Here is a 19,691-nt window from a genome sequence, read left to right as displayed (position 1 = left end):
CTGTCTGCGCAGGCACAGCATGCAAAAGAAATTTGTACCAGTCTAGCGTATTAATGCAATGTATCTATTTTATTTAGTATCGACTATATATCTACACATAAGGCGCATCCGGATAATGAGCCGCTCTAATCTCGACTTCACTTGGCTGTCGATTGATAGCAATCGGTACTGTCTGCTCGTCTCGCCAGTTAATCAGTTGTAATTGCGAAAATTCCGCTAACCATCCTGACATCGGCCAATGTTGCCATTTTTCATAAAAGCGATTGGCATTGATAACGATACTATCCAAATGATTAAGCGGCGGTCTATGGACGCTATGCTGTTGATGGTAAATCACATCATCAGTTAAATAAAAATCGATATTTAACGCGCGCGCCATAAAAGCAAAATCCGTATCTTCAGCGCCATAGCCGACATAATCCGTATCAAAGCCACCAATTTGCTCAAACTGACTGTGCATAATAGCAAAGCAAAGACTCCAAAACGCACCATAGTCTTGCGTCTGTTTAATAGACGTACCCTGATGTTGTAAATCAAAGTTATCCCGATAAGGGTTAAATACAGACAGCTTGTCTAAAAAGTCGGTTGCTAATTTACCTTGTTGTAGCTGTCTACCCTCATTATCCGTCAAAGGACGCGTCAGATAACGCGGTTGACCCATCAGTAAGGCGTTGGGACGTGCTTGAAGTTTACTATATAGCTGCTCAATAAAGGTTGGCGCGACGATACAGTCTACATCCAAGAAAATCATGGCATCATACGTGCCGCGCGCCGCTCCAAGGTTACGGTTACGACCGATATCAAATGATGCGCTAATTGCTAGTCCATTCTCAGTCGCTGTAGTCGTTGCTATCTTAATGATATTTAAATCGTATGCTGCCAGACGTTCAGGCTCAGCGTCATCATTAACGATAATAACTTCTGCTGGTTTGACACTACCCTGCTCCAAGCTACCGAGTAGGTTGTAGAGATGCCGATTGCGACCGTAGCAGGTAGTAATGACGCTTAAAGGCACGCTAACGGGAGTAGTGGCATGAGTGGCCTCTTGCGCTTTGGTTGTCGTTGTCATAGAAATATTTGCTCTTATTATTATAAAACCTCTTATTTTTCAGGTTTCTTATTATCTTTCAGGTTTTAGGCCCAATTGTGGCAATAACCATTCTTCAAACCAAGCTTTGACGGAAGTATAGTCAACAATGCTATCCATAAATTTTTGCGCTGGCGTATTATCTTGATTATCCGTTAGAGCAGTCTTATCAGTGTTGATTGATTCATTGCTAATTGACTTATTGTTAACTGATAAAAAAGACGGTATATCCTGACTACCCAAACTTGAATTTTGAGCCATAAACTGTGCCCAACTTAGAGCACGACCTTGCTCAATCAGCGCCTCTGCCATGACTTCCTGCTCACGATGCGGACGCTCATCTGGCAACACCACGAGCGGCGTCGCATAGTCATAGGCTTGCGCTATACCGTTCAAACCACACGCCATCAACAGCAGGTCACTATAGGCAATAAATGGCGTCACATCATTTACGTGAGCAGCAATATCAACACAATGTCGTGCCTCGTCGTTAATAGGTCCAAGCGATATAATCAATGCATTCGGTAATGCACGGCGTAGCTCGGGCAGCTTGGCATCAATTGCGTCGTGACCGCCATAGCCCTTAATAACGGTAACAATGTTGCCTTCGTTAGCATTGCCTTCGTTAGCATTGTCTTTAGCATTGCCTTCAGCTGATTTATCAACAGCATCCAAACGCGAGTGCAGTCGCTCATGAATGGTTTTATCAGTAGTGAGCGTCGTCAGCTTATTTATAAAGGCTGCGAACGTTAACAGCTCATTTGTTTTATTAGGCATGAAGTCAAGATATAGCGTTTTTTGGCACACCCAGTCTGGCGTTGCCGCCGCTTCAAGTGCCTTTGGGTAAGGGGTTAATAATCCCAGCGCGCCAGCAAAGGCGTTCAAGTGCGGCATATCATCGCGCTCGCCTGCCAGCCTTACGTATAAATAAGGCACACTAGCAGCACGGCACAGCATAGCGACTTCGGCGCTCACATCGATAATCATTAGGTCAATCTGACGCTGACGAATCTCATCGAGTAACTGCCAGCTGCGCATCTGCACATTGCGATTACCTACTGGTGAATAATGCAAACTACTTGGCTGCCAATATTTTCCAGCTCGCCCTAGTAGTACATCTTCTGGTAGCTGATCCTCAGCGCTTAAACGTACGATTTGCTCATCAGTTATCGCGCTAAAGTGATAACCGTCATTAGGCAAACTGGTAAACACTGTCATCTGCGAGCGTAATTTAGGCGGCAATAGAGCAGCCAATTTATCTGCTTGGCGGCAGTGACCTGAACCATGATGATGGGCATAATAGCCAATACGCATAAAAGATGTCCTAGAATTTACTTATTGAGAAATGACACTCAAATATCTAGTGAAGTTAGTCTGTTAATTTTAGAAAATTTTAGTAGGCTAGAACTTGAATCATAAGTAGCATCTAGAAAGACAAAGACTGAATCTGAGCACTATTACTATCACCACTTTCCAAAGCCTGCTCGTATAGCCGCAGATAACCATCCACCATCGTAGCAACGGAACAAAACTGTTCAGCACGAAGGCGACATGCCATGCGAGAAATACTTTTAATATCAGCAAAAGCTTGAATGAAAGCGTCTTTGTCCATCTTAGGTACGATAATACCAGTCGATGACGTGATGATTTCGCTGCTCGCACCAACATCAAACCCAATCACTGGCGTACCGCAAGCCAAGCTCTCAGCCAGCGTTAAGCCATAAGGCTCGTCCCAAGTACTGGTAAATAGCATAGCAGTGACTTGGCTTAAGCATTCATTGATTTGATCCTTACTCAGATGGCCGACGTAATCGAATAAAGACCCAGCGTTTTTATCCTCTTCTAGTAGCGGCGCAACGTACTCATCAAAATATTCCTCATTACTCTTAGGCCCTGCAATAATGAGGCGCTTGCCTGCCGCTTTGCAATACTCCATCGCTAAATGGGTGCCTTTCTCCACACAAATACGTCCATACCAAAAGTAAACATCCTCTTCAATTGGGTTTGTATTGGCATCAAATGACTGTACATCAATACCGTTATAGACCACATGAGAAGGCACGAACTCAGCAAATAACTGCTGCTGATGACCACTAATCGCGGTGAACTGGGTTTGCGTGCCTTGACGTAGTGTCAATAATGCTAAGCGCAGCTGCGGGAAAATCGGTGTATGAAAGGTGGTAAAAAAACGCGCGCCAAATGCCTGTCCCATCATCATCGGTATATGGTGCAAGCTGTGATTGTGCACCACATCGATCATGCTCTGCTCATCACGACTGATGATATCGCGCATGGCTTGCTGATAGACCAAATACTGATACAACTCTTCGCGACTCATACCTACCGAATCATGCTCATTGTCATAGACCAACGCATCAAACTGCGTGCGCGTCATAAAGGGCACGAGTGTCGCATTAGTCTGACTATCAGCATGCGCATAGAGCAACACTTCATGTCCTTGAGCGACCAATTCATCACATATAAGCTCGGTAATCATCTCAAGACCGCCAGCATATGGCTGCGCGATTGGATATAGAGAATGCGCAATAATGGCAATGCGCAATACAGGAGTATCTATTACGCTAGCATCACGGTAAGCAGTAATACTTGATATATCGACAGTAGGGCTAGATAGCATAACAAGTCCAATATGAATTTATTAAGTATAAATTAACTAAATATGAGTTGAATGACAGTCATTAGGTACAGATAAAAATTGTAGAGATTAAAATTAATGTTGTTAAAAATTAACAGCATTGTCATCTTTAAATGAAGACGTCAAAGGTTTGTCTTTTGATTTAGCAATACTAATCATGTGCGGCTGAGACAAGTTTTTAGTAACGAAGCTTTTAGCACTGAGGTTTTTAGTAATTAAGGTCTCAGCAGCTACCTTTTTATTTGCAACCTGATATTCTTCATAGCTGTAATTATCCAGCATCACCTTGGCAGCCCATACTTTTAGAATACAAACCATCACGGCGCAGCCAAATAGTAGCGGTGAATATAACAGGGAAAATGGCGATACAATTATGGCTGTGGTTATATTTAACATTAGCAATACTTTAGGCATCGCCATTAAATTGGCAACATAAACTGATTTTCGCGTACGTATCAACTCTTGCTTCGGCGTACAGATAAACGGCTTCTTTTGTCCCCATAGTACTGGCCACCATGATAAAGCGCCCAACTCCCAAAAATTCAGATGCACAGCCCAAACCCGCAAACGATTACTTAAACTTGGTGCAGCTCCATTGCTAGTTTGCTGATTGAGCGGTGCACTATCCTGCATATATGCCCATAAGCGCCTACCCAAAAATATGGCGTAGCTTGCATACACGATATATAGCGGCGCGAGCAAAGCATGAATATTCAAACTACTGCTGAATAGTAGCGCGCCCGTAATAATAAGTAGCGTCAATAGCTGCATTACGATAAAGATACCGGTAAAGTTCACCCAAGCACTAAGTTGAGATAAGTGTGCACCCATGTACGCTAGGCGCTCACTAAGTTTCTTTTTTGTAGATAAACTTGCCGTAGACGAATTTGACGCCGTAGAAAAATAAGTATTAAGCACTTGCATATTGCCGTAGATCCAACGTCGCCGCTGGCTCATCAAGTCGTGCAAGGTAGTGGGTAGCAGTCCTGTCGCGATAACCTCAGGGACAAACTGACTGCGCAAGCCGCGACCATGCATCAGCACACCCATCTGCGCATCTTCGGTAATTGATGCGCCTGACCAGCCGCCTAAATCTAGTAGCGCGCGACGACGAATAACCGCATAAGTCCCTGTTGATAGCGCACGTTTACGGTTGAATGGACGGTATAAATGATGATTGAAATAATGATTTAACTCGCTATGAATATCGACTCGCCCTGCGTCCCGATAAAACTGCGGAAATTGCAAGAGCGCATGAGACGGATAGCGTTCGATAGCATTTGCAATTGATATTCGCGCCTGCGGTAACGCCTTATAATCACTGTCGACTACTACTATATGACTGCAATTAGGATCCATGAGTCCCAACGCCAAATTAAGCGCACCTGCTTTAAAGCCTGCGACTGAATCGATATGATAAAAATGTACATTATGACGCGCAGCAAGAATGGCACAGAACTGTGCTAATGGCTCGTATAAGGTCGTTTGGGTATTATTATTATCGACAATTAAAATCTCATCATCGTCCGCTTTGATAGCTAACAACGACTTAATCGTTTCAATGACCATTGCTGCCGGCTCAGCACGAGTCATCAGCTGGAAACTTAAGCGGATAGGATTTTCTGAGGTATAAGAACGCCCTGTATGGATATTTAGAGTGTCTCTAGAATAGCCCGCAACATCAGCATAGCCATCCATGCTGCCATTATAATCTTTTAGAACACGATTACCTTTTAACGCACTGTCTTTATATAAGCCAACTTTAGATCGTTCAATTTTTGGTACGGCAGATTTCAATAAGTCAATCATTAAAGGATTGAAATCGTTTTTAGAGTCATTAACAGTGCTATTGCCAAGAATGCGATCGTTAAAGATGCCATCGCTAAACAAATAAGCGCTTAGCCTATTTTCCATCATAGGAAGTGAGCTCAAAAAAATTGAGCGTGTGCCAGTATAGACTTCCTTATTGACGGTCATGGTTAATCCTTTGATGAACATATCGATACTGTAGGTAAAAGCTTTAGGTAAGCTAAAATAAGCTTAGAGAATTGATAATAGTCAAAAGAACTAATAATGATTACTTATAATCTGTCTAATAAAATAGATTAATGTAACTTCAAGTAAAACATGTAAAAACAGTTATAAATTAGGTACTTATAAGCCAAAAAACTTTAGTGAGCGTCCTGTCAAAAAAGGCAAAAAAATTTCAAACAAAAAAATACCGCCCCTATTAGAGATAGAAGCGGTATTTAAAATTTCAATAAGCGAACTAAGAGAAACTGTCCTTTTAGCTCAAAATACCAAAAGTTAGTTCAAGATACCGTAGGCACATAACGCATCAGCCACGCGCTTGAAGCCCACGATATTGGCGCCAGCCATATAGTCGATATAGCCATCATCAGTCTGACCATAGTTTTCTGATGCTTCAGCGGCACAATCATGAATATTTTTCATAATACGCTTTAGGCGCTCATCGATTTCTTCAAAGGTTTTATATTGGCGCACTGAGTTTTGTGACATCTCAAGACCAGATACTGCCACACCGCCAGCGTTAGCCGCTTTGCCTGGTGCATAGTGGACACGGTGCAGACGAATATAATCAACAGCTTCGGCAGTCAATGGCATGTTAGCGCCTTCAGCGATATATTTGATGCCGTTTTCAACCATTAATTTAGCATCGTCTTCGTTGACTTCGTTCTGTGTCGCTGATGGGATAGCGATATCACCTTTGATGTGCCATGGTTTTTGCTTGGCAAACCACTCACCACCATAAACATCCACATAATCACACAGTGGCTTGCTTTGTGCTTTTTGATTTTTTAGCCAATCAATTTTTTCTTGATCCATGCCTTTTTCATCATACAACGTACCTTGTGAGTCAGATACTGTCAGTACGGTTGCGCCTAGCATATTCGCTTTTTCGGCGGCGTGCAGTGAGACGTTACCCGCCCCTGAGATCAGCACTTTTTTGCCTTTGATGTTTTCGTTTTGCGCAGCCATCATATTTTCTAAGAAATAAACCGCGCCGTAGCCTGTCGCTTCTGTGCGCATTAAGCTACCACCAAAACCAACGCCTTTACCAGTCAAGACACCGCCGTGCTCGCGAGTCAAGTTTTTATACATGGCAAACATATAGCTGACTTCACGTCCACCCACACCGATATCGCCTGCTGGTACGTCAATGTCCTTGCTGACGTACTGATGTAACTCGCGCATAAAGGCATAACAAAAACGGCGGATTTCGCTGTCCGACTTACCTTTAGGATCAAAGTCAGCACCACCTTTACCGCCGCCCATTGGTAGACCTGTTAAGGCGTTTTTAAAGATTTGCTCAAAGCCCAAAAACTTCAATACGGATTGGTTGACGGTAGGATGGAAGCGAACGCCACCTTTGTACGGGCCTAAGGCATTACTAAACTGAACACGCCAGCCGCGATTGACCTGCACTTCGCCTTGATCATTTTCCCAGTTAATACGGAAGCAAATAATACGATCAGGCTCAACCAAACGCTCAAATATCTTTAAATGTTCATATTCTGGATGAGCGTCATACAGAGGTGCGATGGTAAGCGCAACTTCTTTTACCGCTTGCACGAATTCAGGTTGATGGGCATAACGTTCTTCGATTTTTTCGATGGCCTGACTGATACTCATATAGCTTCCTTAAGGTAAAAATTGTGATCTGTTGATATACATCCACGTCTTATCATTTGCTAGCAAACGATAGGATTATAAACGCCGATGTGGGATTAAAACGCTCCTATACACAGGTCGGTATAAAAACTAATGGGATTGAACGCCAACTGTTTGTCTTCTATAAATAATCGGTTAAATGCATAGCTAATAGGTAACAACTATTTTTATCTCATATCTATATATCATTTTTAGGGTCTATAAGTCTAGTAAATATCACCATCATGAAAAGTGATGTGACTTTTTTCAGTATAGTTGATGCGGCAGGTTTTTGTTTGTACTCCATAGTCAAACGATGAGCAGCAATTATTCGCCTATCACTAAACCTTTTTAACGAAAAGAATCTATCGCACAATTCACTTGTTAAAAAACGTTAAATCAGTGGTAATGAGGTATAAAAATAAATAACTATTCAATATTTTATTAAAATATATATCAGAGATAGTGATAAAAAGTAGAAATCGACCACTAAGCAGTAAAATATCTAGAAAACACCTCTTTTATTGGCATAATCGTATATCAATATTATTAGTAAGGAATTATAATGCCCTTCTTAAAGCAAGGATATTTTGGCTAACGCCACTCGTTCACAAATACATACCAACCACCAGTACAGAGAAAGCGATATGCGTACAGATTCATTCCAGCAGATTTTGGAAGACCTAAACAGCTCATCAGCCGATGTAGAAGCATCTGCCCTTATTTCTAACGATGGTCTGATGATTGCTTCAGCCTTACCAACGGGCGTTGATGAAGATCGCGTTGGCGCCATGTCAGCCGCGCTTTTATCCTTGGGTGACCGCGCAGGTCGTGAGCTCGCACGCGGCAGTATCGATCGCATTATGATTCAAGGTGAAAAAGGCTACGTGATTATGACTTCCTCAGGTGATGAGGCTGTCTTGACCATTATGGCAAAACCCAATGCCAAGCTTGGTTTGATATTCTTGGATATCAAGCGCGCCTCAGAAGCCCTAGCCAAACTCATCTAATTGGTGAGCATAAAGCACTGTCGATGCCGCGTTATGGTTATCGCTATAGATAACAAGTTATCAGCCCTACTCTAAATTAAAATTGGTGCTATGTCTTATAAAAACTATTTAAGGTAGTGCACACTGTTTATATGAAAGGCTTCAATGATGAGAGAAGAGATGAGCGATGAACTTATTAGAACAATAAAAAATATCTGGCTTATCATTCATTCTATTATCGACCGCTAACACACCAAATCCGCTTTTTAACCCTTATGAATACAACGTTAAATAAAGGAGATTACGATGGGTTCTCCACTCCCTGATGCACAAAAACCTGAGTTACCTGCAGAACAAATCATGCTGACTTATCACGATGGTACATCGCGTACTGTCTATGATACTGGTATTGAACGCCCCTACCCAGACGGCAAGCTTATCGTCTCGCGTACAGATTTGGACGGCATTTTAACGCACGTCAACGACGCCTTTGTCGAGATTAGTGGCTACAATGTCGACGAGTTAATCGGCAAACAGCACTATATTTTGCGTCATCCTGACATGCCTAAAGCGGCTTATAAAGACTTGTGGGATACCGCCGAGTCTGGGCAGAAATGGCACGGTTACGTCAAAAACTTATGCAAAGACGGCAGCCATTATTGGGTCTATGCCACGGTCGTGCCTAATATTCGTCACGGCGAAACGGTGGGTTATACCTCGGTCCGCCGTAAGCCATCACGCAGCAAGATTGATGCAGCAATGGCTCAGTATGCTGAAATGAAACAAAATGAGGAAGGCTAAATCATGAGTGAACCCACGTATAACTTATTAATCGCCCCTGATTTTTCTCCTGAGCGCTTTGCTGGTTGGCATATGTTTAACACCCTTATGCAAAAGCGTGCGGGCATTCATATGCATCTCAACACACCGACGTCGTATGCTGAACAAGAAGCCCTTATCAAAGCAGGCAACGTCCATGTCATTTACGCCAATCCCTTTGATGCAGCGGCGCTGATACGCGAGCAAGGCTACCGTGCTATTGCCCGCCCTATCGGAAAATCGGATGAAATGGTCATTGCGGCAGCGGCAAATAGCGATATTAATCGTTTAGAAGATATCCGTGCTGGCGCGACAGTAGCGATGGCGGACAACCGTGATGTTAAGCTGATTGGCTTACGTTTACTCGAAGCGGTTGATATAGAAGATTCGGATCTCAATTGGGATGTCACCGAAACCTACCAAGCCGCCGCGCGCAAAGTCATCAAAGGGGAGGTCCAAGCGGCGTTCTTTTTGGCAGAGATTTTCCATGGCTTTTCACGTCTGACCAAAACCCAGCTATCGGTACTTATCGAAAGTGATTTGGCAGATATCAGTCACGTTTTATTAATCAAAGACGATGTTGCCGATGCCGCAGCGATCACCGATGCTGTCCTGAATTTTAATAAGGATGACGATGGTCAAGAAGCACTGGCTGAACTGGGTATGCCTGAAGGATTTGAGCCTATGAGTGAAGAAGACGCTGAGTTTATGATAGATTTGATGCAGACCTTGCTTGACTAGGGCGTGTCTTCATTTCAAAAATGGTGCTAAAAATGAGATAAATTGCCGTCAAACAAGAAAAAATAGCGCAGATAATATCGGGATATTAACCAGCTATTTGACGATGTTTGGCAAGATTTAGCCATTTTTAACCCATTTAGATGACTATCGAATGAGTTGAAGACACGCCCTAGTATGTTATCTAGCGTTTTGCTTAGCATTCTGCTTCACCTTGGTTTTATTTTGCTTAGTTAGGTTATCGCCTATGGCACTCGAGTGCGAGCGATGACCTAAAGGACACCATTATGTCTGATGTAGACCTTATTAAAGAAAGTGAGATGGCCGCGCGCAAGGTGTTTCGTTTTTACTCGCGCAAGGTATTCTTGGCGCCCAATAATCGGTATTTTCACGAACAACGTATCAATGCAGCACTGTTATTAAACGAGAAAGAACCGCTACAAGGTGCTGTGGCGGACTTTTTTTATGGCTGCTGGTATGACATTCCTTACGATGTGACCAATTTATTTACTCGTATTCAAGACCGCCTGTATCCGCAGGTTGAGCAGGGTTTTCGCGACTGTATTAATAAAAAAAGCTATATTCAGCGCAATAGTATGCTGGCGACCCGTTGGAGCGTGCTGGTGTCGCCATCGCTGAACGAGCAGACAAAGCGTTTGCGTATCAGTAGCGATGATGCCAAAGAGATTGCAAAAGACATCACCACTGAGCTGATGCAAGCACGCAATAATCAAGACTGGGGCACGATTGAGCAAATCGAAAATGAGTTCTTTGCCCACTGTATCGCGCGCCATGATCGCCTTGCCTTCTCATTAGTTTGGTTTCGCTTAGGCAAAAGCGATTGGCAGTTTGATGAACGTTGGAACCATTGCCAGCAACGCCTTGACCAAACTAACGGCCAGAATATCAAAACTTAACTTATCGCCTATTTAAAACTTCCCAACAACGGTAGCCGCTATGTCTTCTTACTTAAACGCTGATAAAACCTATCTGACCTTAACCCCAGCCGGTATTTTTGAGGCATTTTCACAAAACGAGCCGACCGATGCGCAGCTGTCTTTACAGGATTTATTATCCTATGAGCAGACACTACTGGCTGCTGACTGGCTAGCACGCTACTCTGACGGGTGGTTACAAAGCTTTATTGAACAAGGTTGGATTGAAAAGCTGTCTCTGTTTTTACCCGCGCCCAATCTGCCCTTGGATCAATTTCTACCCTACGTGGTAGCGAGCTTATCTGGTAAGCGCCGAGCAGCCATTGGCTCTGATGAAGGGTTTTGTCTTGCTCGGATTGGCTATAGTCAAGAAGAAGCGGATATGCTAAGTGTGGCGGCGGCTGACTTTTCAGGCTTTATGCTACGCCAGAAGCAACGCGGCTGGGCAGTAGAAAGCCAAGCGATTTCGTTCTTTCAGCAAGTAGACTTGTTGATTCCTGAGACCAGCTTTGTATTCTTATGGATTGATGGTTCAGGTTATGTACTCATCATCGATGGTGAGCCTCTGACCAATAGTCGTGCCTTTGTGGAGTTGGTCTGGGCATTAAAAACGTCTGGACTAAGATTTTTGAATTAAAGTGACTGCCTGACTTTAAGCGGGTCACAATCTAACGTATTAGGCTGGATACCTCGCCTCTATTGCTGCGCCTTAGGATAAGTAATAAGTAATAAGCACTATTCACTTTTTATATAAGCTATTTTTCTACGCTTGCGCTATGTTCAACGTGTCATATAGTGAGTGAAAAGTAATATCGAACCATCATGCACTGCTGATATCAACTTTTCTTGCTTGCTGTGCCTGCGCAGACAGAGGCTACAAAAAATTGATATCAGCAATACCGTCACGTTTTAGAATATTTTGACTATAGCTAATTGCTACTAAATATTTGATAATTAGTTAGCTAATCGGTAATTAGTAAGAATAACCTCCTCAGAATTAACAACAACTTGTCAAATGTTAGGTCATACTATCATCGTCCAAATGAGAATATTTTTTCTACCTATTCTTTTACTTGACGCTTATCACCTCTCCAAGATTTAAACGCTGCAAACCCTACCCAACAGCTTTTCCCCTCATTGAAAGTGGCACCCTCTGCCAAAGCTTGCATTCTTGCTTATTTTTTAGGACAGTTTATGACTTCGCTGACCACTGTGCGCGTGCGTTATCAAACGATTGAAATTGGCAACACCGATATCCATATTTGCACCTTACGTGACAACCAACAATTTAGCGACCCTGACGATGAGGCGCTTAACCTAGGTATTTGCTCGGCTTCTTGGCCGATGTTTGGCGTGATTTGGCCGTCAAGCTTGGTATTGGCCAATCACATGCTCGATTATGATATTGCGGGCAAGCGTATCTTGGAGGTTGGCTGCGGCATGGCATTATCGAGCCTGCTGCTCAATCATCGGCATGCAGACATTACGGCGACCGACTATCATCCGACAGTTGAGTACTTCCTTGATCGCAATACCACCTTGAATAACAATAAAGAGATTAACTTTGAGCGTTTAGATTGGGCAGAAGACAATAGCCACCTTGGCAAGTTCGATATCATTATCGGTAGTGATTTACTCTATGAAGACCAACATATTGATATTTTGGCTGAATTTATCGAACGTCATGCGTTACCAAAATGTGAGGTCATCGTCGTAGACCCTGGGCGTGGGCGCAAAAACAAGCTGACCAATAAAATGCTTGAATATGGTTTTAGCAGTCAACACGTCAAGCCCGAGAATACCACTTATCTTGACTTGCCATTTAAAGGGCACATTTTGACGTTTTCGCGGGATAATAGTAAGTAAATCCTATAAATGGTAATTATAAATACAGTCAATTTTCGATAGTGTTTTGCCATTGCTGCCGCGTTATTTTGTATAACACATGCTTGGCAAGTGGGTGTCTAGCATCAAGCATAGGGTGATAAAAATCTTCCTGTGTATCCGCCATGCCAAGGCGCTGCATGATAAGCTGCGAGTGTCTATTAATGACTGCGGTGAAAGCGACGACCTCGTTAAGCGCTAGAACTTCAAAAGCAAATTTCAGCGCTGCACGCGCGGCTTCAGTGGCGTAACCCTGTCCCCAATAGTCTTTATGCAGCCGCCAAGCAATCTCCACACAAGGCGCAAATGACATATCCGCATGAGCTGCATTTAAACCCACCATGCCAATAAAGCTATTGTCCGCTTTTGGGCCGTCTTTTTCACTCACTGCCCAAAACCCCCAGCCATTATCTGCAATCAGCTGCTGGCATTTATTGGCTATTACATCGCTCAATTTTGGCGACAATAGCTTGGGGAAATAACGCATGACTTCTGGATCGGCATTCATTTCAGCAAATACCCCAAAGTCAGCTGGCTGCCACTGTCTCAAATAAAGACGTTTAGTTTCTATCACCTTTGTCATTGAAGCCTCTATCTGTGATTATGTATCAAGCCAGCCTTGTTGCTTGGCATAAGTCAGTTGCTCAGGCGTGTCAATATCATAGCTGAGCTGATGCTTATTCACGGTACTTATTTGGCTAGAAGGCAGTCCTCTAATTAAGTAACGCAGCCCTTTATCTCCTGTTAACGATGCTTGCCATTGTTTTAGCAACTCGTAATCAATCGCTAAAGGCAATCCGATGATATCTTTTTTAAAGGTTTCAGTATCGGCTGTTTTATCTAAATCCTGCCCATTACTCCAATGTCTCAAACTACTATAGCCACTTGCAACCACCATCTGTGTGCCTGCTAGCAAGGTTAGCAAATGCTCTTCATCTAGCAGTACTTGGTCAATCCCCATTATCAAAACACGCTTAATAAGACTGTCGTCAAGATTAACTAACGCCTCAATACCTAAATATAAACTATGCGCCATACCCATTTTGGGTATTGGATTCATTACCGTGTTAACAATGGCATGCTGAGTAGCTAACTCGGTAATCGCACTGGCTATTGATGGATTATCTTCAGGAATAACAATGATAATGGCTTGCGGCTGAGTCGCTAATGCAAGCTTGGTCATATAGCGGATTAATGGCTCATCATCTTTGCAGAGTAGTTGCTTCGCTTGACCCAAACGCTGACTAAGACCACTTGCCAAAATGATAACCGCATGATTTTGAGTCATCATGCGTGGCTCATCATAGTTAAGTCACTATTATCTAAATCTACACATTTAGCTGGTGGCGTTTGTCCATGCATAACCGCGTTTATTTGCGCCATGATACCCAGCGCCAAAGCTTCGGGCCCATCGCCACCTAACTTATAGCCGATAGGATACTGTAGCTTATTGATACCGTTGTTTAAAATATTAGGATCAGATTTAGTAGCCTTAATCTCATCTATCAGACGCTCGGTACGATAGCGCGGGCCTAATTGTCCGAGGTACTTATAGTGATTGGCACGTGTCAATAGTACCGCAAGGCGAGCACGGTCTTGACTGAGGCTATGTGACATCAGTGCCACAGCAGCGTTATGACTGAGCTTTAGCAAAGTATCCGTATCTTCCAACGATAACGGCAGCACTTCATCTGCTTGCGGGAAACGTATACGTGTGGCGTATTGCGCGCGACTATCTACAACGGTGACATGCCAATCTTGCAATTTTGCCATGATGACCAGCGGCATCACATCATTGCCTGCCCCGCAAATCAGCAGACGGATTTGTGGCTCTAGTCGTTGTATCAACCACTCTGTCGCTAAATTAACGTTGTCATAATGGTCATCATCTTTCACAACAACGTATTCGGTCTTTTTATTACCAAGCTCATGTTGAGCTAGGTTTTCGACCGTATTGAAAAGAGTATTTGAAACATCAAACCCGGCTTGATTTAAGCTGTTACTAGTGCCAATACCATTAGCGCCTATAGTCGTAATTTGTTCTGACTCGGTATAATTATCCAAATTAATGCGCATACCGATTTGCAGTTCAAGATTTGAGTTTTGGCGACTAGCAGAGCGAATTAATGTGGCTATCGTGACGGACTGCTGAGTATGTCGAACTTGACTAATGGTATCTAACAACGGCGTCGCAGTTGCCAAGCGCTCAAACAAAACATGTACCCGTCCATTACATCCTAAGCCAAAATTCAACTCGTCTAAATCAAGATCTGGCTCGTCATGGAAATCAACATTTAAAAAATCATTTTCGGACGTCTCTTCTTTAGCAGCTGCTTTCGCTTCGCCATTTTTGGTGTATTCAATATCATCGCCCGTTTGATAAACTTGTACGCTTGCGCCATTACGAGTAAGCCAAAAGGCACGTTTGATAATATGCGGCTCAAGGCAGCCACCACTTATCATTCCGACCGAGCGTCCATCTGCGCATATAAGCATCATCGCGCCAGCACGACGGTACGCTGAGCCTTCGGTACGGACGACCGTTGCCAGTACAGCATCAACGTTTTGTTGAGCGGCCTCACCTGCTAGCTTGAGAATGTCAGCGATTTGATTCATAACGCCTCTTGTTTTGCTTATGTTATAACTTGCTTATGTTATAAACCGTTAGGGTGTAAAAACCCGCAGCTTAGGCGGGTTTCTTTAATAAAACTTGAGTTAAAAATCACTCTGGCATTTCAGCAAGCAGCTTATCAAGCGTAATTGGGAAGTCATAAACACGCACACCGACCGCATTATAGATAGCATTGGCAATCGCGGCAGCAGCACCTGCAATAGCCGTCTCACCGATACCTTTGATGTGCATTGGATTGGTATAAGGATCATCTTCTTCTACCAATATGACATCTAACTGCGGTACGTCCGCATTAACTGGCACATGATACTCGGCAAGGTCATGGTTACAAAGACGACCATCGCGCTTGTCATGGATGACTTCCTCCATTAGCGCGGATCCAATCCCAAACACCATACCGCCATAGCATTGCGACGTTGCAGTTTTGTGGTTCAGAATACGACCAGCGGCAAATGCACCTGTCATACGTTTCACCCGAATCTCACCAGTGACTTTATGAACCGCCACTTCAGCGAAGTTCGCGCCAAAAGAGGCTTGGCGATGGCTCTTACCGTTCTTACCCGGTTTTATCTGGCCTTTAGCAGTGATTTTTTGCTCATCATAGTCAGCGACCACATCCGCAAGCGCATAAGACTCTGTATTATCAAAATCATACTCTTGTGATGCTGACTGTCCTGATAGCGAAAGCCCTGTGGTTTGCGATAGCTTATCAATAGTGCTGTCAGCAAATGATTGGCCGCTCTTTTTGGCAGCCTCCATTGCCGTTAAAGCATGCTCGCCTGTTTTCTTGATTTGACCATTGTCTAACTGAATGTTGTCAGGATACAGACCAACTTTTTCTGCTAGCATTTCACGCAGCTGCTCACAAGCAAGATAGACACCACTACCCGCACTCGCAGCACCCCAACTGCCACCTGAGCCTGATGCTGGTGGCAATGCACTGTCACCTAGTTTCATCTCAACATGGTCGATAGGCAGTCCTAACAGGTCTGCCGCTACCTGAGAAAACACCGTATAAGACCCTGTACCGATGTCTGTCATGTCTGTCTCGATAACTGCTTTGATACCAAGTGCTTTTGACTCATCTACCTGTAGGGTTGCACGTGCTTCAGATGGCTGTAATTGGTTACCACGGGCAGCCGCCGCCATGCCTGTACCTATCCACCAGTCACCTTCTAATTGACTGGCAGGCTTGGGATTATGCTTATCCCAACCAAACTGTTCAGCGCCCTTCTCCATACAAGCGACTAGCTGACGGGTGGAGAAAGGAATCTCTTCGGTAGGGTCCTCTTCAGGCTCATTACGGCGGCGCAGCTCGATTGGATCAATGTCCAGCTGTGAGGCTAGCTCGTCCATGGCACATTCAACCGCAATCAAACCCACCGCCTCACCCGGCGCACGCATCGAGCCTGATAATACTTGATTCATATCTACCATCTGATAATGTACACGGCGGTTTTCACCACGGTATAGATAATGGGTAGATAATGCCGTCGGCTCAAAAAAAGCTTCTCCTGGCAAATTACTGGTCGTAGTATCATGAATAAATGTGTTGATAATACCTTCTTTATTACAACCAATAGCGATACGCTGACGCGTGTTTGAGCGTCTGACCGTTGCTTCCATCACTTGTGAACGCGTCATAGTGATTAGCACAGGACGACCCAGATCTTTCGCAGCAATCGCCGCTGCAATAGATTCAGGAGCAATACCGAGCTTACTACCGAACCCACCACCCACATAGTGTGCGATCAGTTGTATTTGATCTTTATTTAGGTCCAGAGCATCCATGACTTGCTGTTTGCAAGAAGCGATCATCTGATTGGAAGTATACAAAACGAGCTTATCGCCTTCCCAATGAGCCAACGTTGTATGGGGCTCCATCGGAGAGTTGCTTTGACTTGGGGTATGATAAAAGCGATCAACGGTCACTGCCGCATCAGCTAAGCCTTGGTCTGGATCGCCTTGGACATTATTTTTATCAGAGCCTTTTTCTTCATCTACCGCATGTGCGTTAGAGAGCTCTTGGGTAAAGTTTAATGCCGCTTGGTCAGTCTCATCCTTATAAGTCACTTTCAGCGCTTTAGCGCCTTCTCTTGCCGCCTCAAAAGTTTCGGCGATTACAACAGCTATGGGCTGACCATGATAAAACACTTCACTCACACCTTGAGTTGGTGCTTTTGTTGCCCCGCCCTGTTGCGAATTACGTAAGAAGTGCTCAGGATCGGTCACCACTTTAATAATATTAGGAATGCCTTTTAGAGAGTCACTATCGATACTCTCAACTTGACCTTTAGCAATGGTCGCGCCTACCAATACACCATAGGCTTGATTGTCCAAGTGTATTTCGGCACTGTATTTCGCTTGACCGCTAACCTTTAGGGAACCATCAACACGGTTGATTGGCTTACCAACTAGCTTGCTTGCCGTTGTGCTAAATAGCGTTTCAACAGGCTCATCCATGGTCAGTTTTTTGGTTGGTTCTGACTGTGTGATTGATTCTAATAGTGCCATGATTATGCTCCCTCGCCCGCTAATGCGCGCTGAATAACTTGTTTTAGTAGGCGACGCGTCAACGGTATTTTAAAGTCGTTCTGACCATTACCTTTGGCATCATGCAATAATAGATCAGCGGCCTGCGTGATAACATCGCTATTGCCATCGGTATCCATTAATAGTGCCTCAACCTCTTCATTACGCCATGGCTTGGTACCGATGCCGCCGAACGCCAAACGTACTGTCTTTAGGTTGCCATTGTCGTCAGCATCGATGACTGCGGCACAAGATACCAGTGCAAAAGCGTAAGAAGCGCGATCACGCACTTTGTCATAGGTATGCATGCCCTTAATAGGGGCAGGTAATACAACATGAGTAATCAGCTCGCCTGCTTCTAGCACATTTTCGATATGCGGCGTGTCTTTTGGCAAACAATAAAAATCTTTCACATCGATAGCGCGAGTCGAGCCATCTGCTTTAACTGTCTCTATCGTGGCATCCAGTAAGCGCATTGCCACTGCCATATCGGATGGGTGCTGAGCAATACATGAATCACTGGTACCTAAGACAGCTAGGGTACGGTTCTCCCCGTTGATAGCAGGACATCCTGTACCCGGTTCACGTTTATTACAAGCGCTGTCTGTTTGATAAAAATAATAGCAACGAGTACGCTGCAAAAAGTTGCCGCCCGTTGTCGCTCTGTTACGTAGCTGACCAGTCGCTCCTGCCAATATGGCACGAGACAATACCGGATAATTTGCAATGACGTCAGGATGGGCAGCCAAATCACTATTGCTGACCAGCGTACCGATACGCAGTCCGCCGTCATCAGTCGTTTCTATCTGTTGTAATTCTAAGCGCGTCACATCAACTAATTTAGTTGGCGTTTCAATCTCTAGTTTCATGAGATCTAATAAGTTGGTACCACCTGCGATAAAAGAAGCGTCTTTGCCGCTAGCAGAGGTTGCGGCTTGCTTAGGTGCATCAGCGCGGCTATATTCAAAACGTTTCATGAGTGGTCTCCTGCCTTGCCTGTTATTGTTTTGTTATTCGCTGAGGCTTTATGGAACTGAGCCTCGCTTGACGGCGGTGACCAAATACCTGTTACGCTTGAATTTTGTGTAGAGGTGTCATTGGTCTGGGCAGCAGACTCTGACATCTCATTTTCAAGTACTTGTGAGATGGCTTTGATGATATTGGGATAAGCGGAGCAGCGACAGACATTACCACTCATGCGCTCAGCGATTTCTTGTACCAGAAGGCTATCAGGATGTTGTAAGTCTGTGCTCACATGGCTTGGCCAATTTTGTTTTACTTCTTCTATTAAGGCAGTCGCTGAACAAATTTGACCTGGGGTGCAATATCCGCACTGAAAGGCATCGTTATCTTTAAAGGCTTGTTGCAGCGCCGATAGTGAATCCGGCATACCGATGCCTTCGATGGTCGTAATCTCATCACCATCATGCATGATAGCAAGTGTGAGACAAGAGTTGACTCGGCGACCATTGATGAGCATGGTACAAGCGCCGCATTGGCCGTGGTCGCAGCCTTTTTTGGGTCCAGTAATTTGTAAATGTTGACGACAGACGTCGAGCAGTGTCGTACGGGCGTCAAGATTCTCGAGCTGATAATCCTGCTTATTGATTGTTAACGTCAAGGTAGACATGCTGGCTTCTCGCTGGCAGATGAATATAATGGGTGAAAAAAGCGCCTTATAGCTACGGCGGCAATAAATCCATTATGGCGTACCAAAAAACTTGTTTTGTTTTTATTTTGTAGTTGT

General features: G+C 44.1%; 17 protein-coding genes. 6 read left to right on the top strand and 11 right to left on the bottom strand.

The window, feature by feature from the left end:
* Positions 1 to 91 precede the first annotated feature (91 nt).
* The 5 genes from CXF65_RS13435 to gdhA form a co-directional block, all read right to left on the bottom strand.
* Positions 92 to 1,069 (bottom strand): glycosyltransferase family 2 protein, encoded by a 978-nt coding sequence (locus tag CXF65_RS13435; protein ID WP_101212520.1) that lies wholly within the window; start codon positions 1,067 to 1,069, stop codon positions 92 to 94.
* 51 nt (positions 1,070 to 1,120) lie between these two features.
* Positions 1,121 to 2,401 carry a hypothetical protein gene (locus tag CXF65_RS13430; protein WP_101212518.1) on the bottom strand — a complete coding sequence of 427 codons (1,281 nt, stop codon included), beginning with the start codon at positions 2,399 to 2,401 and terminating at the stop codon, positions 1,121 to 1,123.
* A 112-nt stretch (positions 2,402 to 2,513) separates the two neighbouring features.
* A complete protein-coding gene (locus CXF65_RS13425; RefSeq protein ID WP_101212516.1) occupies positions 2,514 to 3,725 on the bottom strand; it encodes a glycosyltransferase in 1,212 nt (403 codons plus the stop codon).
* 102 nt (positions 3,726 to 3,827) lie between these two features.
* On the bottom strand, positions 3,828 to 5,720 hold the full coding sequence (locus CXF65_RS13420) for a glycosyltransferase family 2 protein (protein WP_157824081.1): 1,893 nt from the start codon (positions 5,718 to 5,720) through the stop codon (positions 3,828 to 3,830).
* 330 nt (positions 5,721 to 6,050) lie between these two features.
* The gene (gdhA, locus tag CXF65_RS13415; protein ID WP_025650755.1) at positions 6,051 to 7,397 is read right to left on the bottom strand and encodes an NADP-specific glutamate dehydrogenase; all 1,347 of its coding nucleotides are present in this window, start codon (positions 7,395 to 7,397) and stop codon (positions 6,051 to 6,053) included.
* A gap of 665 nt (positions 7,398 to 8,062) precedes the next feature.
* On the opposite strand from gdhA, the gene CXF65_RS13410 reads away from it, so the two are divergent.
* From CXF65_RS13410 to CXF65_RS13385, 6 genes are all read left to right on the top strand, one after another.
* Positions 8,063 to 8,425 carry a roadblock/LC7 domain-containing protein gene (locus tag CXF65_RS13410; RefSeq protein ID WP_010201036.1) on the top strand — a complete coding sequence of 121 codons (363 nt, stop codon included), beginning with the start codon at positions 8,063 to 8,065 and terminating at the stop codon, positions 8,423 to 8,425.
* 285 nt (positions 8,426 to 8,710) lie between these two features.
* Positions 8,711 to 9,205, top strand: coding sequence for a PAS domain-containing protein (locus CXF65_RS13405; protein WP_025650756.1), 495 nt, complete (start codon positions 8,711 to 8,713; stop codon positions 9,203 to 9,205).
* Positions 9,206 to 9,208: 3 nt separating this feature from the next.
* Positions 9,209 to 9,964 (top strand): phosphate/phosphite/phosphonate ABC transporter substrate-binding protein, encoded by a 756-nt coding sequence (locus CXF65_RS13400; protein ID WP_025650757.1) that lies wholly within the window; start codon positions 9,209 to 9,211, stop codon positions 9,962 to 9,964.
* Positions 9,965 to 10,248: 284 nt separating this feature from the next.
* Positions 10,249 to 10,878 (top strand): hypothetical protein, encoded by a 630-nt coding sequence (locus tag CXF65_RS13395; protein ID WP_025650758.1) that lies wholly within the window; start codon positions 10,249 to 10,251, stop codon positions 10,876 to 10,878.
* Positions 10,879 to 10,918: 40 nt separating this feature from the next.
* Entirely contained in the window at positions 10,919 to 11,533 is a 615-nt protein-coding gene (locus tag CXF65_RS13390) for a hypothetical protein (protein ID WP_025650759.1), read from the top strand.
* Positions 11,534 to 12,090: 557 nt separating this feature from the next.
* Positions 12,091 to 12,762: a class I SAM-dependent methyltransferase gene (locus tag CXF65_RS13385; RefSeq protein WP_101212512.1), complete on the top strand. Its 672-nt coding sequence runs from the start codon at positions 12,091 to 12,093 to the stop codon at positions 12,760 to 12,762.
* A gap of 28 nt (positions 12,763 to 12,790) precedes the next feature.
* On the opposite strand, the gene CXF65_RS13380 is transcribed toward CXF65_RS13385, so the two are convergent.
* The 6 genes from CXF65_RS13380 to CXF65_RS13355 form a co-directional block, all read right to left on the bottom strand.
* Positions 12,791 to 13,363 (bottom strand): GNAT family N-acetyltransferase, encoded by a 573-nt coding sequence (locus CXF65_RS13380; RefSeq protein WP_101212510.1) that lies wholly within the window; start codon positions 13,361 to 13,363, stop codon positions 12,791 to 12,793.
* Positions 13,364 to 13,381: 18 nt separating this feature from the next.
* Positions 13,382 to 14,071, bottom strand: a complete 690-nt coding sequence (locus CXF65_RS13375) for a nucleotidyltransferase family protein (RefSeq protein WP_101212508.1) — start codon at positions 14,069 to 14,071, stop codon at positions 13,382 to 13,384.
* The gene (locus CXF65_RS13370) at positions 14,068 to 15,396 is read right to left on the bottom strand and encodes an XdhC family protein (RefSeq protein ID WP_101212506.1); all 1,329 of its coding nucleotides are present in this window, start codon (positions 15,394 to 15,396) and stop codon (positions 14,068 to 14,070) included. The genes CXF65_RS13375 and CXF65_RS13370 overlap by 4 nt, the downstream gene beginning before the upstream one ends.
* A 106-nt stretch (positions 15,397 to 15,502) precedes the next feature.
* Positions 15,503 to 17,926, bottom strand: coding sequence for a xanthine dehydrogenase family protein molybdopterin-binding subunit (locus CXF65_RS13365; RefSeq protein WP_101212504.1), 2,424 nt, complete (start codon positions 17,924 to 17,926; stop codon positions 15,503 to 15,505).
* A gap of 2 nt (positions 17,927 to 17,928) precedes the next feature.
* Positions 17,929 to 18,921, bottom strand: a complete 993-nt coding sequence (locus CXF65_RS13360) for an FAD binding domain-containing protein (RefSeq protein ID WP_101212502.1) — start codon at positions 18,919 to 18,921, stop codon at positions 17,929 to 17,931.
* Positions 18,918 to 19,574 (bottom strand): 2Fe-2S iron-sulfur cluster-binding protein, encoded by a 657-nt coding sequence (locus CXF65_RS13355; protein WP_025650766.1) that lies wholly within the window; start codon positions 19,572 to 19,574, stop codon positions 18,918 to 18,920. Before CXF65_RS13355 ends, CXF65_RS13360 begins: the two co-directional genes overlap by 4 nt.
* Positions 19,575 to 19,691: the final 117 nt, after the last annotated feature.

Source organism: Psychrobacter sp. Sarcosine-3u-12 (genome assembly GCF_002836005.1).
GTDB lineage: Bacteria > Pseudomonadota > Gammaproteobacteria > Pseudomonadales > Moraxellaceae > Psychrobacter > Psychrobacter okhotskensis.
Note: the sequence above shows the minus strand (reverse complement) of the source record. Positions and strands in the feature narration are given on the sequence as shown.